Genomic DNA, 25814 nt, shown 5'->3' with positions numbered 1-25814 from the left:
TATGTCATTTAAGCTGCCCGTTTCGGTGCTGGTGGTCATTTACGCCGAAGATACGAAACGGGTGCTGATGTTGCAGCGGCGCGACGATCCCGCGTTCTGGCAGTCGGTCACCGGCAGCCTGGAAGCTGGAGAGACCGCGCTGCAGGCCGCCGCGCGTGAAGTAAAGGAAGAGGTCGCCATTGACGTTGCCTGCGAGCAACTGACCTTAATCGACTGTCAGCGCACGGTGGAGTTCGAGATATTTTCTCATTTGCGTCATCGCTATGCGCCGGGTGTAGAGCGCAATACGGAATTCTGGTTCTGTCTTGCGCTGCCTCATGAGCGGGAGATTACTTTCACCGAACATCTGGCCTATCGCTGGGTCAGCGCGACGGAAGCCGCTGCGCTGACCAAGTCGTGGAGCAACCGGCAGGCGATTGAAGAATTTGTAATTAACGCCGCCTGAAAGGGCGCGCTTTTTGGAGAGTTTTTTATGGCAGGTCATAGTAAATGGGCCAACACCAAACACCGCAAAGCGGCACAGGATGCCAAACGCGGTAAAATCTTTACGAAAATCATTCGCGAGCTGGTCACCGCCGCGCGTCTGGGCGGCGGCGATCCGGCTTCCAACCCGCGTCTGCGTGCGGCCGTTGATAAAGCGCTGTCTAACAACATGACTCGCGACACCCTGAACCGCGCCATCGCGCGCGGCGTCGGCGGCGATGAAGACGCGAACATGGAAACCATCATTTATGAAGGTTACGGTCCTGGCGGCACCGCGGTGATGGTGGAATGTCTGTCCGACAACCGTAACCGTACCGTTGCGGAAGTGCGTCACGCCTTCACCAAAACCGGGGGTAACCTCGGCACCGACGGTTCCGTCTCCTACCTGTTCAGCAAGAAAGGCGTTATCTCCTTCGAGAAAGGCGATGAAGACACTATCATGGAAGCGGCGCTGGAAGCAGGCGCAGAAGACGTGGTGACCTATGACGACGGCGCCATCGACGTCTACACCGCCTGGGAAGAGATGGGCGCCGTGCGCGACGCGCTGGAAGCCGCCGGCCTGAAAGCCGACGCTGCCGAAGTCTCAATGATTCCGTCCACCAAAGCGGATATGGATGCCGAGACGGCGCCGAAGCTGCTGCGTCTGATCGATATGCTGGAAGACTGCGACGACGTGCAGGAAGTGTACCATAACGGCGAGATCTCCGACGAGGTCGCAGCCACCCTGTGATGCAGCCGCATCCACGGTTAACCGGAGGCGCGTGATGGCTATTATTCTCGGCATTGACCCGGGGTCGCGCGTTACCGGTTATGGCGTGATCCGCCAGGTTGGGCGGCAGCTGAGCTACCTGGGCAGCGGATGCATCCGCACCAAAGTGGACGATCTGCCGTCGCGGCTGAAGCTGATCTACGCCGGGGTGACGGAGATCATCACCCAGTTCCAGCCCGACTATTTCGCCATTGAGCAGGTCTTTATGGCCAAGAATGCCGACTCGGCGTTAAAGCTCGGGCAGGCGCGCGGGGTGGCGATCGTCGCAGCGACCAATCAGGCGCTGCCGGTGTTTGAATACGCCGCCCGTCAGGTCAAGCAGACCGTGGTCGGGATTGGCAGCGCCGAAAAGAGCCAGGTCCAGCATATGGTGCGCACCTTGCTCAAGCTGCCCGCCAATCCGCAGGCGGATGCGGCGGATGCGCTGGCGATTGCCATCACCCATTGCCATGTCAGCCAGAATGCCGCTCAGATCAGCGAGACCCGGCTCAATCTGGCGCGGGGGCGCTTACGATAATCGCAAATCAGGCTGGATATCTATCCAGCCTTTTTTTATGATACCGCCAGATACTTAGACCATAACGCAGGAGCCCCACGTGATAGGCAGACTCAGAGGCATCATTCTCGAAAAACAACCCCCGCTGGTGTTGCTGGAAACGGCGGGCGTCGGCTATGAAGTGCACATGCCAATGACCTGCTTCTATGAGCTGCCGGAGGCCGGGCAGGAGGCGATCGTCTTCACCCACTTTGTGGTGCGTGAAGATGCCCAGCTGCTGTATGGGTTTAACAACAAACAGGAACGTACCCTGTTTAAAGAGCTGATTAAAACCAACGGCGTGGGGCCCAAGCTGGCGCTGGCGATCCTCTCCGGCATGTCGGCGCAGCAGTTCGTCAACGCCGTTGAACGGGAAGAGGTCGCCTCGCTGGTGAAGCTGCCGGGGATTGGCAAAAAAACCGCTGAACGTCTGATCGTTGAGATGAAAGATCGCTTCAAAGGGCTGCACGGCGACCTGTTCACCCCGGCGGCCGATCTGGTGCTGACCTCGCCGGCAGGCCCAACGGCGGACGATGCCGAGCAGGAAGCGGTTGCCGCGCTGGTCGCGCTGGGCTATAAACCGCAGGAGGCCAGCCGGATGGTCAGCAAGATCGCGCGTCCGGACGCCAACAGTGAAACGCTAATTCGCGAAGCGCTGCGCGCTGCGTTGTGAGGTAAGGGATGATTGAAGCAGACCGGCTGGTATCGGCAGACAGCAGCGGCTTTGAAGAGGCCGCTGACCGCGCCATCCGCCCAAAATTGCTGGCAGAGTATGTCGGCCAGCCGCAGGTGCGTTCGCAGATGGAGATCTTTATCCAGGCGGCGAAGCTGCGCGGCGACGCCCTCGATCACCTGCTGATTTTTGGCCCGCCAGGGTTGGGGAAAACCACCCTGGCCAATATCGTCGCCAATGAAATGGGGGTGAATCTGCGTACCACCTCCGGCCCGGTGCTGGAGAAGGCGGGCGACCTCGCCGCGATGCTCACCAACCTCGAACCGCACGATGTACTGTTTATCGATGAGATCCATCGCCTCTCGCCGGTGGTGGAAGAGGTGCTCTATCCGGCAATGGAAGACTACCAGCTGGATATTATGATTGGCGAAGGTCCGGCGGCGCGTTCCATCAAGATCGATCTGCCGCCGTTTACCCTGATCGGCGCCACCACCCGCGCCGGTTCGTTGACCTCGCCGCTGCGCGACCGCTTTGGCATCGTGCAGCGTCTGGAGTTCTATCAGATCCCCGATCTGCAGCATATTGTCAGCCGCAGCGCCCGCCATATGGGGCTGGAGATGAGCGACGAGGGCGCGCTGGAAGTAGCCCGCCGTTCACGCGGCACGCCGCGTATTGCCAACCGTCTGCTGCGCCGGGTGCGTGACTTTGCGGAAGTGCGCCACGACGGCACCATCTCCGCCGATATTGCCGCCCAGGCGCTGGATATGCTTAACGTCGATGCGGAAGGGTTCGACTATATGGACCGTAAGCTGCTGCTGGCGGTGATAGATAAGTTCTTTGGCGGCCCGGTGGGGCTGGATAACCTCGCCGCCGCGATTGGCGAAGAGCGGGAAACCATTGAAGATGTACTGGAGCCCTACTTAATTCAGCAGGGCTTTCTGCAGCGTACGCCGCGGGGAAGAATGGCGACGGTGCGCGCCTGGAATCATTTCGGGATTACGCCGCCGGAAATGCCGTAGCGCGTTGCGGTTGAGCAGTTCATGGTGAAGCCCGGTCAGCAGCGTGACCGGGCTTTTTCATTTTCAGCTGGCGGCTTTTTTCGTCATGCTGAGAATAAACAGCACCGCGGCGCAGAGCACCACCGACGGCCCGGCCGGGGTATCATAGAAAGCCGAGAAGGTTAACCCGCCGGTAACGGCCAGCATGCCCACGCCCACCGCCACGGCGGCCATCTGCTCCGGCGTACGGGCAAAACGGCGGGCGGTGGCGGCCGGGATAATCAGCAGGGAAGTAATGATCAGCGCCCCGACGAACTTCATCGCCACGCCGATAGTCAGGGCGGTGACCAGCATCAACAGCAGCTTGACCCGCTGCAGCTTCACGCCGTCGACAAACGCCAGGTCCGGACTGATGGTCATCGCCAGCAGATTCCGCCACTGCCAGAGCAGAATGCCAATCACAATCACCACGCCAATGGCAATGGCGATCAGGTCCTGCGGCGTAACCGCCAGCAGATCGCCGAACAGGTACGCCATCAGATCGACGCGGACGTTAGACATCAGACTGACCACCACCAGCCCCAGGGACAGCGCGCTGTGCGCCATGATGCCCAGCAGGGTATCGATCGCCAGATGCGGTCGTTTTTCCAGCCACACCAGCCCGCCGGCCAGCAGCAGGGTCACGACGATCACCGCATAGAACGGATTGACGTTAAGCAATAAACCGAAAGCGACGCCGAGCAGAGACGCATGCGCCAGCGTGTCGCCGAAATAAGACATGCGGCGCCAGACCACAAAGGAGCCCAGCGGACCAGCGGCGCAGGCCAGCATCATCCCGGCAAGCCAGCCAGGTAACAGAAGTTCAATCATTAGCGGCTGTTTTCCCGACGCAGTACAATTCGCCCCTGAAGGTCGTGGCGGTGATTATGGTGGTGGCGGTATATCCCCAGCTGTTCCGCGCCGCGCGGTCCGAACATGGAGATAAACTCCGGGTGCATGGAGACCACCTCCGGTGCGCCAGAGCAGCAGATATGCTGGTTCAGGCACAAAACTTCGTCGGTTTTGGCCATCACCAGATGCAGATCGTGGGATACCATTAGCACCGCGCAGTCCAGTTCATGGCGCAGCTGGTTGATAAGATCGTAGAGCGCCACCTGGCCGTTGACGTCAACACCCTGGGTCGGTTCATCCAGCACCAGCAGCTGCGGACGGTTGAGCAGGGCGCGGGCCAGCAGTACGCGCTGCGTTTCGCCGCCGGAGAGCTTTTGCATCGGCGCATCGATCAGATGCCCCGCCTGCACGCGCTTCAGCGCCGGCAGGATGTCGTCTTTACGGGTGCCCGGGCGCAAACGCAGGAAGCGGCTAACGGTCAGCGGCAGCGTGGCGTCCAGATGCAGTTTCTGCGGCACATAGCCGATGCGCAGGCGTGCGTCACGCTTGATAACACCCTCTGTCGGTGCTACCAGCCCGAGAACCACCCGCACAAGGGTCGATTTGCCGGCGCCGTTGGGGCCCAGCAGGGTTAAGATTTTGCCTGGCGTGAGAGCCAGCGAGATGTCAGACAACACGCGGCGTTGGCCAAAGGCCACCGAGACATTTTCCAGCGTTACAAGGTTTGTCATAGTAATTTAGGGGTTGCACAAGCTAGTGAATGTTATAATATCACATCACACTCACTTATTTCGATGACTAGACGCATTATGTTACATAAAAATACGCTTCTTTGCGCTGGACTTGGCGCTGTTTTTTTGTTCGCGCAGGTACCGCTGGCCAGCGCCGCCGTGGTGACTTCTATGAAACCGCTGGGCTTTATTGCGGCGGCCATCGCCGATGGGGTGACCGAGACCCAGGTGCTGCTGCCCGATGGCGCCTCCGAGCATGATTATTCCCTCCGTCCTTCTGATGTAAAACGCTTACAGAACGCAGACTTAGTGGTGTGGATTGGTCCGGAAATGGAAGCCTTTATGGATAAGTCGACGCAAAGCATTGCGGCGAATAAAAAGGTGACGATTGCCGAGCTGGATGGGGTCAAACCGCTGCTCATCACCGGGGCGGACGACGATGACGATCACCATGGTCATGGCCATGGCGCAGCAGAAAAAGGTGACGGCGATCACCATCACGGTATTTACAATATGCATCTGTGGTTATCCCCAGAGATAGCGCGGCTTTCGGCGGTTGCAATCCACGATAAATTATTGGAACTTATGCCGCAGAGTCGAGCCAAACTCGACAGCAACCTGCAGCAGTTCGAGACCGCGCTGGCGGCGACCGACAAGCAGGTGAGCAATGAGCTGGCACCGCTGAAAGGGAAGGGCTATTTCGTTTTTCATGACGCCTACGGTTACTTTGAAAAACACTACGGTTTGACCTCGCTGGGGCACTTTACCGTCAACCCTGAAATACAGCCCGGTGCGCAGCGTTTACACGAAATCAGAACACAACTGGTTGAGCAGAAAGCCACTTGCGTTTTTGCTGAGCCACAGTTCAGGCCAGCGGTTATCGAAGCTGTTGCCCGGGGCACGTCTGTGCGCATGGGGACCCTGGATCCACTGGGGACAGGAATTACGCTGGGTAAAACGAGTTACCCGCAATTCCTCACCCAACTGGCGAATCAGTATTCGAGCTGCCTGAAAGGAGATTAACGAGGAAGTGAATACGTGCAACAGATAGCCCGCGCTGTCACTCAGGCATTCAACAATTTGCCACGACCTCATCGCGTCATGCTGGGGTCGCTTAGCGTTCTTACCTTAGCGGTCGCCGTCTGGCGACCCTACATTTACCACCCGGAATCCGCCCCCATCGTCAGAACCATTGAACTGGAAAAAAGCGAGATCCGTTCCCTGCTGCCGGAAGCCTCCGAGCCGATCGACCAGGCCCCGCAGGAAGAAGAAGCCATTCCTCAGGATGAGCTCGACGAAAAAGCCGATAGCGATGCCGGCGGGCACGAATATGTGGTGTCGACCGGCGATACGCTCAGCAGCATCCTGAACCAGTACGGTATCGATATGGGCGATATCGCCCAGCTTTCCTCCGCCGATAAAGAGCTGCGCAACCTGAAGATTGGCCAGCAGCTCTCCTGGACCCTGACCGCCGACGGCGATCTGCAGAGCTTGACCTGGGAGATGTCCCGCCGCGAGACCCGCACCTATACCCGTGTGGATAACGGTTTTAAAATGAGCAGCGAGCTGCAGAAAGGCGATTGGGTCAACAGCGTGCTGAAGGGCACCGTCGGCGCCAGCTTTGTCTCCAGCGCGCGTGATGCCGGGCTGACCAGCACGGAAATCAACGCGGTGATCAAGGCCATGCAGTGGCAGATGGATTTCCGTAAGCTGAAGAAAGGCGACGAATTCTCGGTATTGATGTCGCGCGAAATGCTCGACGGCAAACGTGAGCAAAGCCAGTTACTCGGCGTGCGTCTTCGCTCTGACGGTAAGGATTACTATGCCATCCGCGCCGAAGACGGCAAATTCTACGACCGCAACGGGACGGGTCTGGCGAAGGGCTTTATGCGCTTCCCAACGGCGCGTCAGTTCCGCGTCTCCTCTAACTTTAATCCGCGTCGTCTGAACCCGGTCACCGGCCGCGTCGCGCCGCACCGTGGCGTCGATTTCGCGATGCCGCAGGGAACGCCAGTGCTGGCGGTGGGCGATGGTGAAGTAGTCGTGGCCAAACGCAGCGGCGCTGCCGGGTATTACGTCGCGATCCGCCACGGTCGCACCTATACCACTCGCTACATGCACCTGCGTAAGCTGTTAGTGAAGCCGGGGCAGAAAGTGAAGCGCGGGGATCGCATTGCGCTGTCGGGGAATACCGGACGCTCTACCGGGCCACACCTGCACTACGAAGTGTGGATCAACCAGCAGGCGGTCAACCCGCTGACGGCTAAGCTGCCGCGTACCGAAGGGCTGAGCGGTTCCGACCGGACCGACTATCTGGCGCAGGTCAAAGAGGTCGTTCCGCAGCTGCGGTTTGACTAACCACCGGTCAGTGGAAAGCCGGTGCCCCAGGGCGCCGGCTTTTTCTTTTGTAGGATACCCGACGTCTCGCTACACTATCCCATTATCTTGATTAAGCAGTCGATCTGCGGATTGGGCATGGAAACGAAAAAAAATAATATTGAGTTTATCCCTAAGTTTGAAAAATCCTTTTTACTGCCGCGCTACTGGGGCGCCTGGCTGGGGGTCTTTGCCTTCGCCGGTATTGCGCTGACGCCGCCATCCTTTCGCGATCCGCTCCTCGGCAAACTCGGTCGTCTGGTAGGGCGTCTGGCGAAAAGCTCGCGCCGCCGGGCGCAGATTAATTTGCTGTACTGCTTCCCGGAAAAAAGCGAGTACGAGCGGGAAGCGATCATCGACGCCATGTATGCCTCGGCGCCGCAGGCGATGGTGATGATGGCCGAGCTGGGCCTGCGCGATCCGCAGAAAATCCTTGCCCGCGTCGACTGGCAGGGGAAAGCGATCATCGACGAGATGCAGCGCAATAATGAGAAGGTGATTTTTCTCGTTCCGCATGCATGGGGTGTGGATATCCCGGCGATGCTGATGGCCTCCGGCGGGCAGAAGATGGCGGCGATGTTCCATAACCAGGGTAACCCGGTGTTCGATTACGTATGGAATACCGTGCGTCGTCGTTTTGGCGGGCGTATGCACGCGCGCAACGATGGGATCAAACCGTTTATTCAGTCGGTGCGCCAGGGCTACTGGGGCTACTATCTGCCCGATCAGGATCACGGCGCCGAACACAGCGAGTTTGTGGATTTCTTTGCCACCTACAAGGCCACGCTGCCGGCGATTGGCCGCTTAATGAAAGTATGCCGCGCCCGCGTCGTACCGCTGTTCCCGGTCTACGATGGCAAGACGCATCGCCTGACGGTGCTGGTGCGCCCGCCGATGGACGATCTGCTGGACGCTGACGATACGACCATCGCCCGGCGGATGAACGAAGAAGTGGAAGTGTTTGTTAAGCCGCACACCGAGCAGTATACCTGGATCCTGAAGCTGCTGAAAACGCGCAAGCCGGGTGAAATCGAGCCCTATAAACGCAAAGAGCTGTTCCCGAAAAAGAAATAAAAAAAGCCTCCGTCAGGAGGCTTTTTTATCTCTACCGTGCTTACTCGACGGTGAGGATACGGGTGGTGTTGGTGCTGCCGATGGTGCTCATCACGTCACCCTGGGTCACGACCACGAGGTCGCCGGAGACCAGATAGCCTTTGTCCCGCAGCAGATTGACGGCGTCGTGCGCGGCGGCCACCCCGTCATTCTGGCTGTCGAAGAACACCGGCGTCACCCCGCGGTAGAGGGCGGTCAGGTTCAGGGTGCGCTCGTGGCGGGAGAGGGCGAAAATCGGCAGACCGGAGCTAATGCGCGAAGTCATCAGCGCGGTACGGCCCGATTCGGTCATGGTGATGATGGCGGTAATGCCTTTCAGGTGGTTGGCGGCATACATCGCCGACATGGCAATCGCTTCTTCCACGTTGTCGAACTGGACGTCCAGACGGTGTTTGGAGACGTTGAGGCTAGGGATTTTTTCCGCGCCCAGACACACGCGCGCCATCGCGGCCACGGTTTCCGAAGGATACTGACCGGCAGCGGTCTCCGCGGAGAGCATCACCGCATCGGTACCATCCAGCACGGCGTTGGCCACGTCCATCACTTCCGCGCGAGTCGGCATCGGGTTGGTGATCATCGACTCCATCATCTGGGTGGCGGTGATGACGGAACGGTTCAGCTGACGGGCACGACGGATCAGCGCTTTCTGGATGCCCACCAGCTCAGGATCGCCGATCTCGACGCCGAGGTCGCCACGGGCAACCATTACCACATCGGAGGCGAGGATCACGTCGTCCATCGCATCCTGATCGCAAACCGCTTCGGCACGCTCAACTTTGGCGACGATTTTCGCATCGCAGCCGGCATCGCGCGCCAGGCGACGGGCGTAGTTCAGGTCTTCGCCGCAGCGCGGGAAAGAGACGGCCAGGTAGTCGACGCCGATTTTAGCGGCGGTGACGATATCAGCTTTATCTTTGTCGGTCAGCGCTTCGGCAGACAGGCCGCCGCCCAGCTTGTTGATCCCTTTGTTGTTGGACAACGGGCCGCCGACGGTCACTTCAGTGAACACTTTCATCCCCTGAACTTCGAGGACTTTCAGCTGCACGCGACCATCGTCGAGCAATAAGATATCGCCCGGCACGACGTCCGCCGGCAGGCCTTTATAGTCGATCCCGACTTTCTCTTTGTCGCCTTCGCCTTTGCCAAGGTTTGCGTCGAGCAGGAATTTATCGCCGACGTTGAGGAAAATTTTGCCTTCTTTGAAGGTCGATACGCGAATTTTTGGTCCCTGGAGGTCGCCGAGGATGGCCACATGACGGCCCAGTTTTGCCGCAATCTCACGCACTTTGTCGGCACGGAGCTGATGATCTTCCGGGGTGCCGTGAGAGAAGTTCATACGTACTACGTTTGCGCCCGCGGCGATAACCTTTTCCAGGTTGTTATCGCGGTCAGTTGCCGGGCCTAAGGTAGTAACGATTTTGGTTCTGCGAAGCCTTCTGGACATGTAATACTCCGTTGACTGATACAACTTTGGTGTTGCGTGAACATGGATTCGGTAGCGCCAGCCTGCAACGTCGCACAGCCGGATCGTTATCGAAGGTGTAATGGGGTACTGCTTGTTATCAACTTTTATTGATTATCACTGGGTACGAATGGTTCTTTATCAAAACGCGATTCCTTCAGCGCTTCCTTGACCCTCTTCAAGTTATCTCTGAATTTTGCCCCCCGACGCAAGGTAAAGCCAGTCGCCAACACGTCAATGACGGTCAACTGGGCCAAACGGGAGACCATCGGCATATAGATGTCGGTATCTTCCGGCACATCAAGGGTAATGGCGAGCGTGGCTTCCCTGGCTAGCGGCGTACCGGCGGAGGTGAGAGCGATCACCATGGCATCGTTTTCACGAGCCAGCTGCGCCAGCTCCACCAGGCTCTTGGTTCTTCCGGTATGCGAGATAATCACCACCACATCATCGTCATCGCAATTCATACAGCTCATGCGTTGCAGGACAATGTCGTCGGAATAGATGACCGGCACGTTAAAGCGGAAAAATTTGTTCATCGCGTCGTGAGCGACCGCCGCTGAGGAGCCGAGGCCGAAAAAGGCGATTTTTTTGGCCTGAGTCAGCAGATCCACCGCGCGATTTACCGCCGACATGTCGAGAGAATGGTGCACCTGATCTAAACTCGCCATGGCCGATTCGAATATTTTTCCCGTGTATGACTCAACGCTGTCGTCTTCATCGACATTCCGGTTAACATAGAGCGTGCCGTGCGCAAGGCTCTGGGCCAGATGCAGTTTGAAGTCAGGGAATCCGCGGGTTTCGAGACTACGGCAGAAGCGATTGACGGTCGGTTCGCTAACCCCGGCCTCAAGGGCGAGGGCGGCGATGCTCGAATGAATGGCCTGCTCGGGGGTGGCGAGGATCACTTCCGCCACTTTGCGTTCAGATTTGCTAAGGTGTTCCAGTCGGGACTGGATTTTTTCCAGCATGTTCATTAGTAACAGGGCGCTCATCAATGGAAACGATTTCATTAATGGGTGAAATCATTGGGCGTTTTAGCAAGAATATACCCCTCCGCAAGCGCAAGCGGTGAGGAATGACGTGAAATGATGTTGTTTTTTTTCATTACATGATCAGGGTCGTATTTTACTGACCTGAACCAGGTACAAACAACGAACAATAACGGCCGAATGCCCAAATCATCGCCGAATGTTTTCACCCTGTGCGGTTTTACCGCCGCAAACGAAGGGGAAGGCTTTCGGGAAATACGTAAACACAGTACAGTGCAGTGTAAGAAAATTACAAATATAGCCTGGCAAAAGCACCAGACTATCAACTGAGGAGAATGACATGGCGGTAACGCAAACGGCCCAGGCATGCGACCTGGTCATTTTCGGCGCGAAGGGCGACCTGGCGCGGCGTAAATTGTTGCCTTCCCTGTATCAGCTTGAAAAGGCGGGCCAGATCCACGCTGACACCAGAATCATTGGCGTCGGCCGTGCCGACTGGGATAAAGCGGCTTATACCAAAGTCGTGCGCGAAGCGCTGGAAACCTTCATGAAGGAAAAAATTGATGAAGGTTTGTGGGATACCCTGAGCGGACGCCTGGAGTTCTGTAATCTTGACGTCAATGACACCAGCGGCTTCACCCGCCTGGGTGAGATGCTGGATCAAAAGAACCGTGTCACCATCAACTATTTCGCTATGCCGCCGAGCACCTTTGGCGCGATCTGTAAAGGGCTGGGCGAAGCGAAGCTTAATGCCAAGCCTGCGCGCGTGGTCATGGAAAAACCGCTCGGCACCTCGCTGGAAACCTCCCGTGAAATCAACGACCAGGTCGGCGAGTTTTTTGAAGAGTGTCAGGTCTACCGTATCGACCACTATCTCGGTAAAGAGACGGTCCTCAACCTGCTGGCGCTGCGCTTCGCCAACTCCCTGTTCGTCAATAACTGGGACTGCCGCACCATCGATCACGTCGAAATCACCGTCGCGGAAGAGGTGGGTATTGAAGGGCGCTGGGGTTACTTCGACCAGGCCGGGCAGATGCGCGACATGATCCAGAACCACCTGCTGCAGATCCTGTGCATGATTGCCATGTCACCGCCGTCCGATCTCAGCGCCGACAGCATCCGTGATGAAAAGGTCAAGGTGCTGAAATCCCTGCGCCGTATTGACCGCTCCAACGTGCGCGAGAAAACCGTTCGCGGCCAGTATACCGCCGGCTTTGCCCAGGGCAAAAAAGTGCCTGGCTATCTCGAAGAGGAGGGGGCCAACAAGACCAGCAACACCGAAACCTTCGTGGCGATCCGCGTCGATATCGATAACTGGCGCTGGGCTGGCGTACCGTTCTATCTGCGCACCGGCAAACGTCTGCCGACCAAATGCTCAGAGGTAGTGGTTTACTTCAAAACCCCGGAACTGAATCTGTTTAAAGAGACCTGGCAGGAGCTGCCGCAGAACAAGCTGACCATTCGCCTGCAGCCGGACGAAGGGGTAGATATCCAGGTACTGAACAAAGTGCCGGGCCTCGATCATAAACATAACCTGCAGATCACTAAACTGGATCTGAGCTACTCCGAAACCTTCAACCAGACGCACCTGGCCGATGCCTATGAACGTCTGCTGCTGGAGACCATGCGTGGCATCCAGGCGCTGTTCGTTCGCCGCGACGAAGTAGAAGAGGCGTGGAAATGGGTTGACTCCATTACCGAAGCCTGGGCAGCCGACCGCGATGCGCCGAAACCGTATCAGGCCGGGACCTGGGGACCGGTTGCGTCGGTGGCCATGATCACTCGCGACGGTCGTTCATGGAACGAGTTCGAGTAAGGCTGGAGGCTAATCCGTCAGGGCTATTTTACCGGTAACATGATCTGACGCAGAAAGTCGCACGCTTTTTAATCTTTTAAGCTCCGTGAGGATTCACCCACGGGGCTTTTTTTATTACACTGCCTGCAGACATTTTGCCCCTGAGCGCTGGTGTTTGTGGCCTTTACCACGTCAACACGTCATCACGCAGCGGCCGGACAGATAAAAATTTGAGGAGCCTTTATGAATTCGACAATGTTACGGGTAACAAATCGCATTATCGAACGGTCGCGTGACACCCGCGCGGCTTACCTCGCAAGGATTAACCAGGCCAAAACCGACACCGTGCATCGTGCGCAACTGGCCTGCGGCAATCTGGCTCACGGATTCGCGGCCTGCCAGGCTGACGACAAAGCCTCCCTGAAGAGCATGTTGCGCAACAACATTGCCATCATCACCTCCTACAACGACATGTTGTCCGCTCACCAGCCCTATGAACACTACCCGGAGATCATCCGCAAAGCGCTGCACAGCGCCAATGCGGTCGGCCAGGTCGCCGGCGGCGTGCCGGCGATGTGCGACGGCGTAACGCAGGGGCAGGACGGGATGGAGCTTTCACTCCTGAGCCGCGAGGTGATCGCTATGTCCGCCGCCATCGGCCTGTCGCATAACATGTTCGACGGGGCCCTGTATCTCGGGGTCTGCGATAAAATTGTTCCCGGTCTGACCATGGCGGCGCTCTCATTTGGCCATCTGCCGTCGGTCTTTATTCCCTCCGGTCCGATGGCCAGCGGCCTGCCGAATAAGGAGAAGGTTCGCATTCGCCAGCTGTATGCAGAAGGGAAAGTTGACCGTATGGCGCTCCTGGAGTCCGAAGCCGCCTCTTATCACGCGCCGGGGACCTGTACTTTCTACGGAACGGCGAACACCAACCAGATGGTGGTCGAATTTATGGGCATGCAGCTGCCGGGCTCGTCCTTTGTCCATCCGGATGCTCCGCTGCGGGAAGCACTGACCGCCGCCGCCGCGCGCCAGGTCACCCGCATGACCGGCAACGGCAATGAGTGGATGCCGCTGGGCAAAATGTTTGACGAAAAAGTGGTGGTCAACGGCATCGTGGCGCTGCTGGCGACCGGTGGCTCCACCAACCACACTATGCACCTGGTGGCGATGGCCCGCGCGGCGGGAATTATCATTAACTGGGACGATTTCTCCGACCTGTCAGACGTGGTGCCGCTGCTGGCGCGCCTCTATCCCAACGGCCCGGCGGATATCAACCACTTCCAGGCGGCAGGCGGCGTTCCGGTACTGGTGCGCGAGCTGCTGAAAGGCGGCCTGCTGCATGAGGATGTTCACACCGTGGCCGGCTTTGGCCTGTCGCGCTACACCCTGGAGCCATGGCTGAATAACGGCGAGCTGGACTGGCGCGAAGGGGCGACAGCGCCATTGGACGACCAGGTCATCGCGACCTTTGAAAAACCATTCTCCCGCCACGGCGGCACCAAGGTGCTGAGCGGCAACCTGGGACGTGCGGTGATGAAAACTTCGGCGGTCCCGGTGGAGAACCAGATGATTGAAGCGCCGGCGGTGGTATTCGAGAGCCAGCACGACGTGTTGCCGGCCTTTGAAGCGGGGCTGCTGGACAAAGACTGCGTGGTGGTGGTCCGTCATCAGGGGCCAAAAGCGAACGGGATGCCAGAATTACATAAACTTATGCCGCCACTTGGTGTATTATTGGACCGCCGTTTCAAAATAGCGCTGGTGACCGATGGCCGACTCTCTGGCGCCTCCGGTAAAGTCCCGTCAGCCATTCACGTCACGCCTGAAGCGTATGATGGCGGCTTGCTGGCGAAAGTGCGCGATGGCGATCTTATTCGCGTGAACGGACAGACGGGGGAACTGACGCTGCTGGTGGATGAGGCCGAACTGGCGGCGCGTCAGCCGCATATCCCTGACCTCAGCGCGTCGCGCGTGGGAACCGGTCGGGAGATGTTTGGGGCGCTGCGTGAGAAGCTCTCTGGCGCGGAGCAGGGCGCAACCTGCATCACTTTTTAAGACGATTTAATTTCTAGATCTGGCGAGAGAAAATCCTGATGAAAAACTGGAAAACAACAGCAGAAGCAATCCTCACCTCCGGTCCGGTTGTCCCGGTTATCGTAGTGAAAAAGCTGGAACACGCGGTACCGATGGCGAAAGCGCTGGTGGCGGGCGGCGTTCGCGTGCTGGAAGTGACTCTGCGCACCGAGTGCGCCCTGGAGGCGATCCGCGCGATTGCCAAAGAAGTTCCGGACGCGATTGTCGGCGCGGGCACGGTTACCAACGTTGAGCAGTTGAAAGCGGTAACGGAAGCCGGCGCGCAGTTCGCTATCAGCCCGGGTCTTACCGAATCCCTGCTGAAAGCGGCGACCGAAGACGGCACCATCCCGCTGATCCCGGGGATCAGCACGGTATCTGAGCTGATGCTGGGTATGCAGTATGGCCTGAAAGAGTTTAAATTCTTCCCGGCGGAAGCCAACGGCGGCGTGAAAGCCCTGCAGGCGATTGCGGGTCCGTTCGGCCACATTCGTTTCTGCCCGACCGGCGGTATCTCTCCGGCCAACTACCGTGACTACCTGGCGCTGAACAGCGTACTGTGCATCGGCGGTTCCTGGCTGGTGCCAGCCGACGCCCTCGAAGCCGGCGACTACGATCGCATCACCACCCTCGCGCGAGAAGCGGTGGAAGGCGCGAAATAAACCACGCCTCCAGGTCAACAACCCGGTCTGCGGCAACGCGACCGGGTTTTTTTGTCTTTACCCTTCGACGATGACCGCCGCGGCGGCGGCTTTAGCCCGCGCCACGGCTTCCTCAACCGAATCGGCGACGGCGAGGGTTACCCCCAGGCGGCGGGTACCGTCAATCTCCGGCTTGCCGAACAGACGCAGCTGCAGGCCAGCCCCGACGGCCGACTGCAGCTGGCCAAAGCTGACGTTCTGGCTGGACAACTGCGGAAGGATCACCGCGGAGGCGGCCGGACCATACTGGCGGATAGCGCCGACGGGTAGCCCGAGGAAGGCGCGAACGTGCAGGGCGAATTCCGAGAGATCCTGGGAGATAAGCGTCACCATCCCGGTGTCGTGTGGTCGCGGGGAGACTTCGCTGAAGATCACCTCGTCGCCGCATACGAACAGCTCCACGCCAAACAGACCATAACCTCCCAGCGCCAGCACCACCTCGCGGGCGATGGCCTGGGCACGCTCGAGGGCCAGGTCGCTCATCTGCTGCGGCTGCCAGGACTCACGGTAATCGCCGTCTTCCTGACGATGGCCAACCGGAGCGCAGAAATGCACGCCATCGACAGCGCTGACGGTGAGCAAAGTGATTTCGAAATCGAAGTTCACCACCCCCTCGACGATCACCCGTCCGGCGCCAGCACGGCCGCCCTGCTGCGCATAGCGCCAGGCTTCGCTGAGCTGGTCAGCCGAGCGGATAAAGCTCTGGCCTTTGCCGGAGGAGCTCATCACCGGTTTAACGATGCATGGCAAACCGATCTCGGTAACCGCCGCGCGGAAGCCTTCTTCGCTGTCGGCAAAACGATAGCGGGAGGTGGGAAGCTGCAGCTCTTCCGCCGCCAGGCGGCGAATGCCTTCGCGGTTCATGGTGAGCTTTGCCGCCCGCGCCGTGGGGACCACTTTCTGCCCGGCCTGTTCCAGTTCGACCAGGGTGTCGGTAGCGATAGCTTCGATCTCCGGCACGATGTAATCGGGTTTTTCCTGTTCAATCAGGGCGTGCAGGCTCTCGCCGTGCAGCATATTGATGACGTGGGCGCGGTGGGCGACCTGCATCGCCGGGGCATCGGGGTAGCGGTCTACGGCGATGGTTTCAATGCCCAGACGCTGACATTCAATAGCGACTTCTTTACCCAACTCGCCGGAACCTAACAGCATAACTTTGGTGGCTGCCGGGCGCAGCGCGGTGCCTAATACAGTCATAACTCTCATCCGCAGTAAAAAAAGATGGCAGCGATTATAAACGAAAACGTTTGCGTATGTCTTTACGCGCGTAACGCGCGTGAGTTGAGTCCGGGAGGGAAATTTGCTATACTGTATAAAAATACAGTGTTGAGAGGCTGCAGTATGGCGGTTGAAATTAAATATGTGGTGATCCGCGAAGGTGAGGAAAAAATGTCTTTTGCCAGCAAAAAAGAGGCCGACGCTTACGACAAAATGCTCGATCTGGCAGAGGTGCTGAATGACTGGCTGGTGGCATCGCCGCTGGAGATGGATGACGTCCAGCGCGATACCATGGCGATGTGGCTGGCGGAGCGTAAAGAAGCGCTGCAGCATATCCTGCGAGTTGGCCGACTGCCGGAGCAAGAGACGCCCGCACAGGACGCCTCCGCGCCGTCGGCTACCGCCGAGACTTCTCCGGCGGGTGATGACGCCGTGCCGGCGGCCAAAGCGCGCAAAGCCAAGGCAGCCTGAACGCTGGCGGTCAGTCACTGGTCGGTCGGCTCCGATGCTGCCGTCGCACGTACCTTTGCGCATCTTTAGCCATATCTAACATTTCCTGACATCGCGTCGTTTAGGCTGATAACAGTGTTTGTCACCTGAGAGGAAAACCATGGCTAACTGGCTACATCAACTGCAGTCGCTGCTCGGGCAGCAGGGTGCGTCACCGTCCGGCGAGTCGTCAAAAGGGAGCGGCCTGCTGCCCGGCGCCATCGGTGGGCTGGCCGGATTGCTGGTGGCCAGCAAATCGTCACGCAAATTGTTGGCGAAATATGGCACTAGCGCGCTGCTGGCAGGCGGCGGGGCGGTGGCGGGCACGGTGTTATGGAACAAGTATCAGCAGAAAATGCGCGCGCAGAATACGTCCGCCCAGGCGCCTGAGACGGCAGCGGCGCCGACGGATGTCGATCCGCGTAGCGTGCGGCTGATCACGGCCCTGGTATTTGCCGCGAAAAGCGACGGTCATATTGATGACCACGAGCGGGCGAATATTGAAACTCAGCTGCGGGCGGCCAATATTGACGTTCAGGCCCGGGTGCTAATTGACCAGGCGCTGGCCCAGCCGCTGGATCCGCAGCGTCTCGCCGAGGGCATCATCGACCCGCAGGAGGCGCTGGAGATCTACTACGTCAGCTGCGCGGTGATTGATATCGACCATTTTATGGAGCGTAGCTACCTTAATGCGCTGGGAGACGCCCTGGCGCTGCCGAAAGATGTCCGGGCCGATATAGAACAGGATATCCAGTCACAAAAACAAGCGCTAAGCGTCTAAATCATCACGTTTCGCTTGCATCGCTCGCGTCTTTTGCCACCCTTATAGACACGTCATCATTCAGGCGCCACCCTGCGGCCTGAATGCTCTTGTGTCACGATAAAGCAGCAGAAGAATAACATGCCACCTAAAGCTAAACGGATCCCTCACGCCATGACCTTGCATGGCGATACACGCATCGATAATTATTACTGGCTGCGCGACGATGAGCGCGCGCGACCTGACGTGCTGGAGTATCTGCACGCGGAGAACGCTTACGGCAAGCAAGTGATGGATTCGCAGCTCAGCCTGCAGGAGCGTCTGCTGAAGGAGATTATCGACCGCATTCCGCAGCGGGAAGTCTCTGCCCCCTACAGTAAAAACGGCTTTCGCTACCGTCAGGTGTATGAGCCGGGCTGCGAATACGCTATCTACCAGCGGCAGTCGGTGCTGAAAGAAGAGTGGGATGAGTGGGAGATCCTGCTCGATGCCAACCAGCGTGCGGCGAAGAGCGAGTTCTACACCCTGGGCGGACTGGGCATTGCGCCCAACAACCAGCTAATGGCGGTGGCGGAAGATTACCTTTCCCGCCGCCAGTACGGCCTGCGCTTTTGCGACCTCAGCAACGGCGAGTGGTACCCGGAAATCCTCGAAAATGTCACCTCCGGCTTTGCCTGGAGCAACGATTCACGCTTTGTTTGGTATGTGCGTAAACATCCCACCACGCTGCTCCCTTATCAGGTCTGGCGCCACACCGTCGGGACACCGGCGCAGAGCGACGCGCTGGTCTACGAGGAAAAAGATGAGACCTTCTACGTCAGCGTGCATAAAACCACCTCCCAGCAGTTCGTGGTAATTTATCTCTCCAGCGCCACCACCAGCGAAGTGCTGCTGCTCAACGCCGAACTGCCAGACGCCGAGCCGGTCTGCTTTCTGCCACGGCGTAAAGATCATGAATACAGTCTTGATCACTATCAGCACGCTTTCTATCTTCGTTCCAACCGGGAGGGGAAGAATTTCGGCCTCTACCGTACCGTGCTGCGTGATGAAGAACAGTGGACCACGCTGATCCCCCCGCGTCACGACGTGATGCTCGAAGGATTTACCCTGTTTACCGACTGGCTGGTTGTGGAAGAGCGTCAGCGTGGCCTGACCAGTCTGCGGCAAATTAACCGCAAGACCCGGGAGGTGGTGGGGATCGCTTTTGACGATCCGGCCTATGTCACCTGGCTTGCCTATAATCCGGAGCCCGAAACGTCGCGACTGCGCTACGGCTATTCCTCCATGACTACGCCGGATACGCTGTTTGAACTGGATATGGATACCGGCGAACGAAGAGTGATCAAACAGCAGGAGGTAAAGGGGCTGGATACGAGCTGCTACCAGAGCGAACACCTGTGGGTGACCGCCCGCGATGGCGTCGAAGTCCCGGTCTCTCTGGTCTACCATCGCGAACATTTTCGCAAAGGGAGCAACCCGCTGCTGGTCTATGGCTATGGCTCATATGGCGAGAGTATCGATGCCGATTTCAGCGCCAGCCGGCTGAGCCTGCTCAACCGCGGCTTTGTCTACGCCATCGCCCACGTCCGCGGCGGCGGCGAGCTGGGTCAGCAATGGTATGAAGACGGTAAATTCCTGTGTAAGAAAAATACCTTCAACGACTATCTGGACGTCTGTGACGCGCTGCTTGCCCAGGGGTACGGCGATCCGCGGCTCTGCTACGGCATGGGGGGCAGCGCCGGCGGAATGCTGATGGGCGTGGCCGTGAATGAACGGCCAGAGCTGTTCCATGGCGTGATAGCCCAGGTGCCGTTCGTCGATGTGGTGACCACCATGCTGGATGAAACTATTCCGCTGACCACCGGTGAATTTGAAGAGTGGGGAAATCCGCAGGATGAAACCTATTATCATTATATGAAAAGCTACAGTCCCTATGACGGCGTGAGGGCGCAGGCGTATCCCCACATGCTGGTGACTACCGGTCTGCATGATTCCCAGGTGCAATACTGGGAGCCGGCTAAATGGGTGGCGAAACTGCGGGAACTGAAAACCGACGATAACCTGCTGCTGCTCTGCACCGATATGGATTCCGGACATGGCGGAAAATCCGGGCGCTTCAAAAGCTATGAAGGGGTGGCGCTGGAGTACGCCTTTTTCATCGCCCTGGCGCAGGGGACACTGCCGGGAAAAGCGGCAGTGTAGGCGCTATTCCCCGAGGTAATGCCTGAGCGTCAGGCGCAGTTCGGGGCTCATGCGGTCGAGATTGTTGAATAACCAGCGCAGATAGCCTGGATCGTTTTCAGCAATCTCGGCGACGGCCTTACCCCGGTATTTGCCGAAGGTAAAAGTAGTCAGCAGCGCCGGCCGACCGGTGATATCGGCCATTTCGTCAGGGGTCCAGCCGGAAACATTGATGATATCCAGCAGCAGCGCGGCGGTGATATAGCAGTCATACAGCGCCCGGTGGTGATGCAGTCCCGGCGGCGTAGTCACGTTCAGCTTACGTGATTTATATAACCCCATATTGCTGTATTTGATTCCCGGCCACAGGCGTCGGGCCAGCTTCATCGTACAGATCCACTCGCCGTGCATCTCCGGCAACACCCGGCGATCGAAGCTGGCGTTATGCGCGACGTACCACGGGCTGCCATGATAGTGCGGAATAATCTCCTCAATCCACGGCTTATCGGCGACCATCTCTTCCGTGATCCGGTGGATAGCCATTGCCTGCGGGCTGATGGGCCGATCGGGACGCACCAGATGGCTCATGGGATTGGTAATTTGCCCGTCGACTATATCGACCGAGGCGATTTCAACGATGCCCCCCTGCAGGCCGCAGGTTTCGGTATCAATGACGCGCAGCATGGCTCGCTCCAGAGCAAAACAATAAGCGTAATGGAATTGGCCGGGCTTGCCAACCGACGGGGAGGAGGCGAGCGCGCATTATTTCTGTTTCGGCTCCCACGGTAGTCGCGAAAGGGAGACGGAGGCCAGCCGATGGGCGATCAGTCGTTCACGGAACCAGTCGCGCAGATGTGCAGGCTGTTCACGCTCGACTAAATCAGCGACCACCGGCATATTGTACCGTTCCTTAAAAGCAACGCCGGCGGCGGCGAGATCGACATTGACTTTATCCATCTCATCTTGCGAAATTTTGGCCAGATTTCTTTCCATCATCCACTCCACTCTGCTTATAAATCCGGTCAGGGCCAGATGCCTGGCTCGACTCTGGCATTATACAGGGTTATTCTCTGTGCTACAGACATAACAAAAGGGAATGACGAATATGCGACTTCTTGCTGGACGCGCGTTGCGTCTCTCCGTTGCGCTTGCCGGGATGTTAACCGCGGCGGGCGCCTTCGCCCACGCTCACCTGCAGCAGCAGATCCCGACCGCCGGGGCGCAGCTTTCAGCTTCCCCACAGACGTTGACGCTCAGTTTTTCCGAAGGTATTGAACCCGCATTCAGCGGCGTGACCGTCACCGGTCTGCAGCAGCATGCGGTAGCTACCGGAAAACTGACCCGCAGCGCCGATAATCCCGCCGAGGTCACGTTACCTTTGGCGGAAGCCTTGCCGCCGGGAGAGTACACCGTGGCATGGCATGTGGTCTCGGTGGATGGTCATAAAACCAAAGGGCAATATACCTTTAGCGTGAAGTAAGCGATGCTGACCGGGCTCTATATTACCCTGCGCTTTGGGCACTTTATCTCCCTGATGCTGGCTTTTGGCTGCGTGCTATATGTCGCCTGGTGGGCGCCGGTACCGCTGAGACGCGTGCTGATGCTGCGCTTTTATCCACTACTGCGCCCGCTGCTGCTGATCGGCGCGATCTCTACGCTGGCGCTGTATCTCCTGCAGGGAGGAATGATGGGCGAGGGCTGGACGGATGTCTGGCGACCCGCCGTCTGGCAGGCGGTGGCCGGGACCCGCTTTGGTAGAGTGTGGATCTGGCAGATCCTACTGGCGTGGATCGCGCTTGCGGTAGTGTGGATCCGTCCCCGTCACGGCGCCCGCCAGCTGGTGGCCCTGCTGGCGGCACAGCTGCTGCTTTCCGCCGGGGTAGGGCACGCCGCTATGCACGATGGTCTCACCGGCGTGCTGCAGCGGACAAACCACGCTGTGCATCTCTTCTGCGTCGCCAGCTGGTTCGGCGGTCTGTTGCCCTTTATCTATTGCCTGCGCCTGGCGCAGGGGCGCTGGCGGCCGGCCGCGGTCTATACCATGGCGCGCTTTTCACGTTACGGGCATCTGGCCGTCGCCGGCACGATTGCCAGCGGAGCGCTCAATGCGCTGTTGATCCAGGGAGGATTGATTGGCGCATCGCCGTGGGGACGCATGTTGTTGATCAAATGTGCGCTGGTCGCCGGGATGGTGGTAATTGCGTTAGTGAACAGGTATGTTCTGGTACCGCGCATGTCGGCAAGCGGTTCGCAGGCGGAAAGCCTGATCCTGCGAACCACGCAGGCTGAAATAGGGCTGGGCGCGCTGGCGCTGCTGGCCGTCAGTCTGTTTGCCACCTGGGAACCTTATTGAATTAACTGGCAAAATCATGAAAAAAATTGTTCTGACCATGTTGTTACTGGCAAGCTCCGGGGCTGCTCTGGCAGCGCCGCAAATTATCACCGTGAGCCGTTTTGAGGTGGGGAAGGAGAGCTGGGCGTTCAACCGGGAAGAGGTTATGTTGACCTGTCGACCGGGTAACGCGCTTTACGCCATCAACCCGAGCACGCTGGTTCAGTATCCGCTCAATGAGGTGGCTGAGCAGCAGGTCAAAGCCGGCAAAACCACCGCGCAGCCGATCTCAGTGATCCAGATCGACGATCCGCAGCATCCGGGACAAAAAATGAGCCTCGCGCCCTTTATCGAGCGAGCGAAGAAGCTCTGCTAAACTTTCTCGCTATCCTGCTGTAATAACATTAAAAAAACCGCCCTTGCCGGACAACGGCAGTGGCGGTTTTTTCGCTGGCAGAGGCCCCCTTTCCAGGAATTATGCAGCCACTTTGGCCGCGGACTGGAAAAGCTGACGCGTTAAACTATTCTTATAGTGCAAGGCGACTTAGCCTGCATTAATGCCAACTTTTAGCGCACGGCTCTCTCCCAAGAGCCATTTCCCTGGACCGAATACAGGAATCGTATTCGGTCTCTTTTTATCTTTATCTGTCTTCTTTCTCAATAGCCAGCGACATCCTGTCAGTCAAACACCCGCTGGCCTCTGGATGTCCCGTTATAGCACACCGTTTTTAGCATACACAATTCATTTACACATAAATCGCATCCTGTGGAAGGGGAGGTGGCAAAGGTGGAACCGTAAACGAGGGCGGAGAAAAGAAAAAACCTGCACCTAAACAGGCCCGGCGTGCAGGTTAACTGGCGGGCCAACATCGGAAGCCTGCTAGTATACATATTTGTATGATAAATAAAATAAGCAAAATCTAAACGATTTGGCAATTCATGCGATTACACCTCGCCGGCTGACGAGGTGGCATAAATAATAAGCACGAGCACTTTTGCGGGCGGAAAATATTATTGCGGAACGCTGAATGTAGGGTATATCTGACTTTCCAGATAGCAGAGCAATAGCCAAATTTCATCGCTGAAAATAAACCATATGCTCCCGAGCAGAATGACCGCCAGAATAATCAGCAGAAAAATTTCGGTTTTACTCATTATGCAAGCGACTATCCGGTGGCCTTCGGGGACCCTGATAGTAGCGAAATATTGACATAATAAGCAAACGCCATGTTGTAATTCGGCTTCACCGACAGCGCAATTTAGTCACCGGCATGCCGCTGCGTCAATATTGCCACCTGCTCCGTCAGCTGATCCAGCAGCTGGAATCGCCGCCGATATTCAGCCCGTTTTTTACTGGCGATACTCTCCAGCGATTTTCTTTCCAGACATAGCGGTAGCCGCCAGCGCCAGGGGCTTTCTGGCTGGCCGTCGATAGACTGCCAGAACTCGTCGTAGCTGGCGTGGAAATGGCGGCCTTTGCTCAGGCGATAGCGCAGGGCGCGGAACACGTGACCATTATCGCTGACGCCGTAAATAGCCGCGATTTGGCTGCGCGCGGCCAGCTGCCAGATAAACTCCAGCAGCAGGCGCTTCGGAAACAGGCCGTAGCAGGCGCGAGTCGCCTGCTTAATCACCTCATGAGAAACGTGACGTCGTGGCCCCTGCAGACCGCCGATAACCAGCTGCCAGGCATCGTGATCACGGGTTACGCTGAAGGTGGCGCTGGCCAGCAGGGTGTGGTCGCTGTCGCGCAGCCACAGAGTGGTTTCACCCTCACGTTCGGCTTTGCCTGCCGAGGAGGCATAAAGAGTAAACCGGCGGTCCTCTTTTCCGTTTAACGTCAGCAGCGGGACCTCAGACACCGCGGTCATAGCGTGCGCCAGCCGCGATCCGCGTAGGGTGTCGATATAGCGATAATGGTTGATTACCGCCACCGCCCGCTGCCAGGCGTTGAGATCGCGGGTCAGATATTGACGGTGTACTTTGCCCGGCAGCGTAGCCTGTGCGGCCAGCAGCTGATTAAAATCATCCCGAGCGCTGAGCGCTTCCAGCATCGCTCTGGTGGCGTTATAAAATAAGGCCGTGCGCAGCAAAAACTTAAAGCGGTAATTTTTTTGCCGCCAGATGGGGGCAGGTGTCAATCTGCCCATCACCAGATCGGCAATAAGATGCGAGCGCGGCGCTAGCACGCCGGATGAATGCAGGCTATTGTCTGTCACGATAAACACCTCGTTGTGATTTCCCCCTATTTTAAAGCGAGCCACTGACAAGCTTAATCCTCTGGCGGACTATATTTGCCGTCTGTTTAAAATTGATTGAGGTGTAAATTAAATTCCGTGGACCTTTGCTGGAATTACCTATAATTACCGCTGAGAGGTAATTATATGTATCAACGTATTAACGGCAGCGACTGGCGTAATATCTGGCTGATGGGCGATCTGCATGGCTGCTTTGCGCTGCTGATGAATCGCCTGCGTCAGCTGCGTTTTGATCCCTGGGCCGATCTGCTGATCTCGGTGGGCGATCTGATCGATCGCGGGCCGCAGAGCGCCGATTGTCTTGGCCTGTTGCGCTGTCGCTGGTTCAGGGCCGTTCGGGGGAATCATGAGCAGATGGCGCTGGAGGCGCTGGAGAGCGGAGATATGCGGCTCTGGCAGATGAACGGTGGCGACTGGTACGTCAAGGGTGATGCGCGGCAGCGGGCCGACGTCGATCGGCTGCTGGCGCACTGTCGGCGGCTACCGTTGATTATTGAAGTGGAATGCGGGAAAGCGCGGCATGTGATCGCCCACGCCGATTACCCGGCGCCGGTCTATCGCTGGCAGCAGCCGGTGGATCCCCAACGGGTACTATGGAGCCGCCATCGTCTGAGTGAACACCTGGCGGGGCGCCATGGCGCTATTGCCGGCGCGGACCATTTCTGGTTTGGCCATACGCCGCTTCAGGCGCGTTATGACCACGATAATCAACACTATATTGATACGGGCGCTGTGTTTGGTGGGACGCTGACGCTGGTGGCGCTGCAGTCGGCAGGCTAAAAGTCGCTGTATTCGCTGGCGGGTTGCCAGAAGCCATCAATAAAATCTTCTATCGGGTAGCAGCCACCGTGGCGGATCCGCTGATCCTCCATCGCCACTAAGCACTGCGTTTCCTCGCGGTAGACGTCAACCACAATGTCCTCGCAGCCGCCATCCAGATAGCAAATAAACAACACTAAGGCAAACATCCTGGCCTCATGCTCG

Annotated in this window: 29 protein-coding genes; 19 read left to right on the top strand and 10 right to left on the bottom strand. The window is 57.9% G+C overall.

Translation table 11 applies throughout. The features are described from left to right. Position 1 precedes the first annotated feature (1 nt). From nudB to ruvB, 5 genes are all read left to right on the top strand, one after another. A complete protein-coding gene (gene nudB, locus HMPREF3140_RS05680; protein WP_002911477.1) occupies positions 2-445 on the top strand; it encodes a dihydroneopterin triphosphate diphosphatase in 444 nt (147 codons plus the stop codon). 27 nt (positions 446-472) lie between these two features. Next, the gene (locus HMPREF3140_RS05675) at positions 473-1213 is read left to right on the top strand and encodes a YebC/PmpR family DNA-binding transcriptional regulator (RefSeq protein ID WP_002911459.1); all 741 of its coding nucleotides are present in this window, start codon (positions 473-475) and stop codon (positions 1211-1213) included. A gap of 34 nt (positions 1214-1247) precedes the next feature. Further along, positions 1248-1769, top strand: coding sequence for a crossover junction endodeoxyribonuclease RuvC (gene ruvC / locus HMPREF3140_RS05670; protein WP_002911456.1), 522 nt, complete (start codon positions 1248-1250; stop codon positions 1767-1769). 79 nt (positions 1770-1848) lie between these two features. Further along, on the top strand, positions 1849-2460 hold the full coding sequence (gene ruvA / locus HMPREF3140_RS05665) for a Holliday junction branch migration protein RuvA (protein WP_002911454.1): 612 nt from the start codon (positions 1849-1851) through the stop codon (positions 2458-2460). An 8-nt stretch (positions 2461-2468) separates the two neighbouring features. Continuing rightward, positions 2469-3479, top strand: coding sequence for a Holliday junction branch migration DNA helicase RuvB (ruvB, locus tag HMPREF3140_RS05660; protein WP_004148860.1), 1011 nt, complete (start codon positions 2469-2471; stop codon positions 3477-3479). A 63-nt stretch (positions 3480-3542) separates the two neighbouring features. Here the strand turns inward: ruvB and znuB are convergent, their stop codons facing one another. Together znuB and znuC are read right to left on the bottom strand one after the other, a co-directional pair. Beyond that, positions 3543-4328: a zinc ABC transporter permease subunit ZnuB gene (znuB, locus tag HMPREF3140_RS05655; RefSeq protein ID WP_004899157.1), complete on the bottom strand. Its 786-nt coding sequence runs from the start codon at positions 4326-4328 to the stop codon at positions 3543-3545. Continuing rightward, positions 4328-5047 carry a zinc ABC transporter ATP-binding protein ZnuC gene (znuC, locus tag HMPREF3140_RS05650; protein WP_416376816.1) on the bottom strand — a complete coding sequence of 240 codons (720 nt, stop codon included), beginning with the start codon at positions 5045-5047 and terminating at the stop codon, positions 4328-4330. The genes znuB and znuC overlap by 1 nt, the downstream gene beginning before the upstream one ends. A 111-nt stretch (positions 5048-5158) precedes the next feature. Between znuC and znuA the strand changes: the two genes are divergently transcribed. The 3 genes from znuA (at position 5159) to lpxM (ending at position 8530) form a co-directional block, all read left to right on the top strand. After that, on the top strand, positions 5159-6103 hold the full coding sequence (gene znuA, locus HMPREF3140_RS05645; RefSeq protein WP_004199391.1) for a zinc ABC transporter substrate-binding protein ZnuA: 945 nt from the start codon (positions 5159-5161) through the stop codon (positions 6101-6103). A gap of 15 nt (positions 6104-6118) precedes the next feature. Beyond that, positions 6119-7438, top strand: coding sequence for a murein DD-endopeptidase MepM (gene mepM, locus HMPREF3140_RS05640; RefSeq protein ID WP_002911444.1), 1320 nt, complete (start codon positions 6119-6121; stop codon positions 7436-7438). Positions 7439-7555: 117 nt separating this feature from the next. Next, entirely contained in the window at positions 7556-8530 is a 975-nt protein-coding gene (gene lpxM / locus HMPREF3140_RS05635) for a lauroyl-Kdo(2)-lipid IV(A) myristoyltransferase (RefSeq protein ID WP_004175421.1), read from the top strand. 40 nt (positions 8531-8570) lie between these two features. On the opposite strand, the gene pyk is transcribed toward lpxM, so the two are convergent. Further along, on the bottom strand, positions 8571-10013 hold the full coding sequence (gene pyk / locus HMPREF3140_RS05630; protein WP_002911440.1) for a pyruvate kinase: 1443 nt from the start codon (positions 10011-10013) through the stop codon (positions 8571-8573). Positions 10014-10138: 125 nt separating this feature from the next. Then, a complete protein-coding gene (locus tag HMPREF3140_RS05625) occupies positions 10139-11044 on the bottom strand; it encodes a MurR/RpiR family transcriptional regulator (protein ID WP_004145555.1) in 906 nt (301 codons plus the stop codon). Positions 11045-11203: 159 nt separating this feature from the next. Here HMPREF3140_RS05625 and HMPREF3140_RS05620 point away from each other — a divergent pair, with 159 nt between their 5' ends. The 4 genes from HMPREF3140_RS05620 (at position 11204) to HMPREF3140_RS05605 (ending at position 15553) form a co-directional block, all read left to right on the top strand. After that, the gene (locus HMPREF3140_RS05620; RefSeq protein WP_004145554.1) at positions 11204-11353 is read left to right on the top strand and encodes a hypothetical protein; all 150 of its coding nucleotides are present in this window, start codon (positions 11204-11206) and stop codon (positions 11351-11353) included. A gap of 10 nt (positions 11354-11363) precedes the next feature. Beyond that, positions 11364-12839, top strand: a complete 1476-nt coding sequence (gene zwf / locus HMPREF3140_RS05615; RefSeq protein ID WP_002911427.1) for a glucose-6-phosphate dehydrogenase — start codon at positions 11364-11366, stop codon at positions 12837-12839. 222 nt (positions 12840-13061) lie between these two features. Continuing rightward, a complete protein-coding gene (gene edd, locus HMPREF3140_RS05610) occupies positions 13062-14873 on the top strand; it encodes a phosphogluconate dehydratase (RefSeq protein WP_070552877.1) in 1812 nt (603 codons plus the stop codon). Between the two features lie 38 nt (positions 14874-14911). Next, entirely contained in the window at positions 14912-15553 is a 642-nt protein-coding gene (locus HMPREF3140_RS05605) for a bifunctional 4-hydroxy-2-oxoglutarate aldolase/2-dehydro-3-deoxy-phosphogluconate aldolase (RefSeq protein WP_002911423.1), read from the top strand. A gap of 57 nt (positions 15554-15610) precedes the next feature. Here the strand turns inward: HMPREF3140_RS05605 and purT are convergent, their stop codons facing one another. Further along, positions 15611-16789, bottom strand: a complete 1179-nt coding sequence (gene purT, locus HMPREF3140_RS05600) for a formate-dependent phosphoribosylglycinamide formyltransferase (protein WP_032411861.1) — start codon at positions 16787-16789, stop codon at positions 15611-15613. Positions 16790-16933: 144 nt separating this feature from the next. Between purT and HMPREF3140_RS05595 the strand changes: the two genes are divergently transcribed. The 3 genes from HMPREF3140_RS05595 to ptrB all read left to right on the top strand — a co-directional run bounded on the left by HMPREF3140_RS05595 (position 16934) and on the right by ptrB (position 20261). Then, a complete protein-coding gene (locus tag HMPREF3140_RS05595) occupies positions 16934-17281 on the top strand; it encodes a YebG family protein (RefSeq protein ID WP_004175424.1) in 348 nt (115 codons plus the stop codon). A 139-nt stretch (positions 17282-17420) separates the two neighbouring features. Beyond that, on the top strand, positions 17421-18080 hold the full coding sequence (locus HMPREF3140_RS05590) for a tellurite resistance TerB family protein (RefSeq protein WP_004145550.1): 660 nt from the start codon (positions 17421-17423) through the stop codon (positions 18078-18080). Positions 18081-18200: 120 nt separating this feature from the next. Further along, entirely contained in the window at positions 18201-20261 is a 2061-nt protein-coding gene (ptrB, locus tag HMPREF3140_RS05585) for an oligopeptidase B (RefSeq protein ID WP_004151449.1), read from the top strand. A 3-nt stretch (positions 20262-20264) separates the two neighbouring features. Here ptrB and exoX read toward each other — a convergent pair whose 3' ends face one another. Together exoX and HMPREF3140_RS05575 are read right to left on the bottom strand one after the other, a co-directional pair. Beyond that, positions 20265-20924 carry an exodeoxyribonuclease X gene (exoX, locus tag HMPREF3140_RS05580; RefSeq protein ID WP_002911407.1) on the bottom strand — a complete coding sequence of 220 codons (660 nt, stop codon included), beginning with the start codon at positions 20922-20924 and terminating at the stop codon, positions 20265-20267. Between the two features lie 78 nt (positions 20925-21002). After that, on the bottom strand, positions 21003-21233 hold the full coding sequence (locus tag HMPREF3140_RS05575) for a DNA polymerase III subunit theta (RefSeq protein ID WP_002911406.1): 231 nt from the start codon (positions 21231-21233) through the stop codon (positions 21003-21005). A 112-nt stretch (positions 21234-21345) separates the two neighbouring features. On the opposite strand from HMPREF3140_RS05575, the gene yobA reads away from it, so the two are divergent. From yobA to HMPREF3140_RS05560, 3 genes are read left to right on the top strand one after another with little or no spacing between them, the layout of a single operon-like run. Further along, a complete protein-coding gene (yobA, locus tag HMPREF3140_RS05570) occupies positions 21346-21720 on the top strand; it encodes a CopC domain-containing protein YobA (protein WP_023286640.1) in 375 nt (124 codons plus the stop codon). A gap of 3 nt (positions 21721-21723) precedes the next feature. Continuing rightward, the gene (gene copD / locus HMPREF3140_RS05565; RefSeq protein WP_032411858.1) at positions 21724-22593 is read left to right on the top strand and encodes a copper homeostasis membrane protein CopD; all 870 of its coding nucleotides are present in this window, start codon (positions 21724-21726) and stop codon (positions 22591-22593) included. 16 nt (positions 22594-22609) lie between these two features. Then, positions 22610-22948 carry a YebY family protein gene (locus HMPREF3140_RS05560; RefSeq protein WP_016529031.1) on the top strand — a complete coding sequence of 113 codons (339 nt, stop codon included), beginning with the start codon at positions 22610-22612 and terminating at the stop codon, positions 22946-22948. Between the two features lie 635 nt (positions 22949-23583). Here the strand turns inward: HMPREF3140_RS05560 and HMPREF3140_RS28635 are convergent. Both HMPREF3140_RS28635 and HMPREF3140_RS05550 read right to left on the bottom strand, forming a co-directional pair. Then, positions 23584-23727 carry an Ecr family regulatory small membrane protein gene (locus HMPREF3140_RS28635; RefSeq protein WP_002911398.1) on the bottom strand — a complete coding sequence of 48 codons (144 nt, stop codon included), beginning with the start codon at positions 23725-23727 and terminating at the stop codon, positions 23584-23586. Positions 23728-23831: 104 nt separating this feature from the next. Then, positions 23832-24800 (bottom strand): VirK/YbjX family protein, encoded by a 969-nt coding sequence (locus HMPREF3140_RS05550; RefSeq protein ID WP_004151446.1) that lies wholly within the window; start codon positions 24798-24800, stop codon positions 23832-23834. A gap of 156 nt (positions 24801-24956) precedes the next feature. Here HMPREF3140_RS05550 and pphA point away from each other — a divergent pair, with 156 nt between their 5' ends. Beyond that, entirely contained in the window at positions 24957-25610 is a 654-nt protein-coding gene (gene pphA, locus HMPREF3140_RS05545; RefSeq protein WP_004180432.1) for a protein-serine/threonine phosphatase, read from the top strand. Here the strand turns inward: pphA and HMPREF3140_RS05540 are convergent. Continuing rightward, positions 25607-25798, bottom strand: a complete 192-nt coding sequence (locus tag HMPREF3140_RS05540; RefSeq protein ID WP_002911395.1) for a YdfD/YebW family protein — start codon at positions 25796-25798, stop codon at positions 25607-25609. The genes pphA and HMPREF3140_RS05540 overlap by 4 nt on opposite strands. Positions 25799-25814 lie beyond the last annotated feature (16 nt).

The organism is Klebsiella sp. HMSC16A12, assembly GCF_001808265.1.
Lineage (GTDB): Bacteria > Pseudomonadota > Gammaproteobacteria > Enterobacterales > Enterobacteriaceae > Klebsiella > Klebsiella pneumoniae.
The sequence above is the reverse complement of the archived record's forward strand: the minus strand, read 5'-3'. Positions and strand labels throughout refer to the sequence as shown.

Bases quoted from the DNA above. Each gene is read 5' to 3' on its own strand.
- nudB (WP_002911477.1), top strand. From the start codon at position 2: ATGTCATTTAAGCTGCCCGTTTCGGTGCTGGTGGTCATTTACGCCGAA.
- HMPREF3140_RS05675 (WP_002911459.1), top strand. From the start codon at position 473: ATGGCAGGTCATAGTAAATGGGCCAACACCAAACACCGCAAAGCGGCA.
- ruvC (WP_002911456.1), top strand. From the start codon at position 1,248: ATGGCTATTATTCTCGGCATTGACCCGGGGTCGCGCGTTACCGGTTAT.
- ruvB (WP_004148860.1), top strand. From the start codon at position 2,469: ATGATTGAAGCAGACCGGCTGGTATCGGCAGACAGCAGCGGCTTTGAA.
- znuB (WP_004899157.1), bottom strand. From the start codon at position 4,328: ATGATTGAACTTCTGTTACCTGGCTGGCTTGCCGGGATGATGCTGGCC.
- znuA (WP_004199391.1), top strand. From the start codon at position 5,159: ATGTTACATAAAAATACGCTTCTTTGCGCTGGACTTGGCGCTGTTTTT.
- lpxM (WP_004175421.1), top strand. From the start codon at position 7,556: ATGGAAACGAAAAAAAATAATATTGAGTTTATCCCTAAGTTTGAAAAA.
- pyk (WP_002911440.1), bottom strand. From the start codon at position 10,013: ATGTCCAGAAGGCTTCGCAGAACCAAAATCGTTACTACCTTAGGCCCG.
- HMPREF3140_RS05625 (WP_004145555.1), bottom strand. From the start codon at position 11,044: ATGAAATCGTTTCCATTGATGAGCGCCCTGTTACTAATGAACATGCTG.
- HMPREF3140_RS05620 (WP_004145554.1), top strand. From the start codon at position 11,204: ATGCCCAAATCATCGCCGAATGTTTTCACCCTGTGCGGTTTTACCGCC.
- zwf (WP_002911427.1), top strand. From the start codon at position 11,364: ATGGCGGTAACGCAAACGGCCCAGGCATGCGACCTGGTCATTTTCGGC.
- edd (WP_070552877.1), top strand. From the start codon at position 13,062: ATGAATTCGACAATGTTACGGGTAACAAATCGCATTATCGAACGGTCG.
- HMPREF3140_RS05605 (WP_002911423.1), top strand. From the start codon at position 14,912: ATGAAAAACTGGAAAACAACAGCAGAAGCAATCCTCACCTCCGGTCCG.
- purT (WP_032411861.1), bottom strand. From the start codon at position 16,789: ATGACTGTATTAGGCACCGCGCTGCGCCCGGCAGCCACCAAAGTTATG.
- HMPREF3140_RS05595 (WP_004175424.1), top strand. From the start codon at position 16,934: ATGGCGGTTGAAATTAAATATGTGGTGATCCGCGAAGGTGAGGAAAAA.
- HMPREF3140_RS05590 (WP_004145550.1), top strand. From the start codon at position 17,421: ATGGCTAACTGGCTACATCAACTGCAGTCGCTGCTCGGGCAGCAGGGT.
- ptrB (WP_004151449.1), top strand. From the start codon at position 18,201: ATGCCACCTAAAGCTAAACGGATCCCTCACGCCATGACCTTGCATGGC.
- exoX (WP_002911407.1), bottom strand. From the start codon at position 20,924: ATGCTGCGCGTCATTGATACCGAAACCTGCGGCCTGCAGGGGGGCATC.
- HMPREF3140_RS05575 (WP_002911406.1), bottom strand. From the start codon at position 21,233: ATGGAAAGAAATCTGGCCAAAATTTCGCAAGATGAGATGGATAAAGTC.
- yobA (WP_023286640.1), top strand. From the start codon at position 21,346: ATGCGACTTCTTGCTGGACGCGCGTTGCGTCTCTCCGTTGCGCTTGCC.
- copD (WP_032411858.1), top strand. From the start codon at position 21,724: ATGCTGACCGGGCTCTATATTACCCTGCGCTTTGGGCACTTTATCTCC.
- HMPREF3140_RS05560 (WP_016529031.1), top strand. From the start codon at position 22,610: ATGAAAAAAATTGTTCTGACCATGTTGTTACTGGCAAGCTCCGGGGCT.
- HMPREF3140_RS28635 (WP_002911398.1), bottom strand. From the start codon at position 23,727: ATGAGTAAAACCGAAATTTTTCTGCTGATTATTCTGGCGGTCATTCTG.
- pphA (WP_004180432.1), top strand. From the start codon at position 24,957: ATGTATCAACGTATTAACGGCAGCGACTGGCGTAATATCTGGCTGATG.
- HMPREF3140_RS05540 (WP_002911395.1), bottom strand. From the start codon at position 25,798: ATGTTTGCCTTAGTGTTGTTTATTTGCTATCTGGATGGCGGCTGCGAG.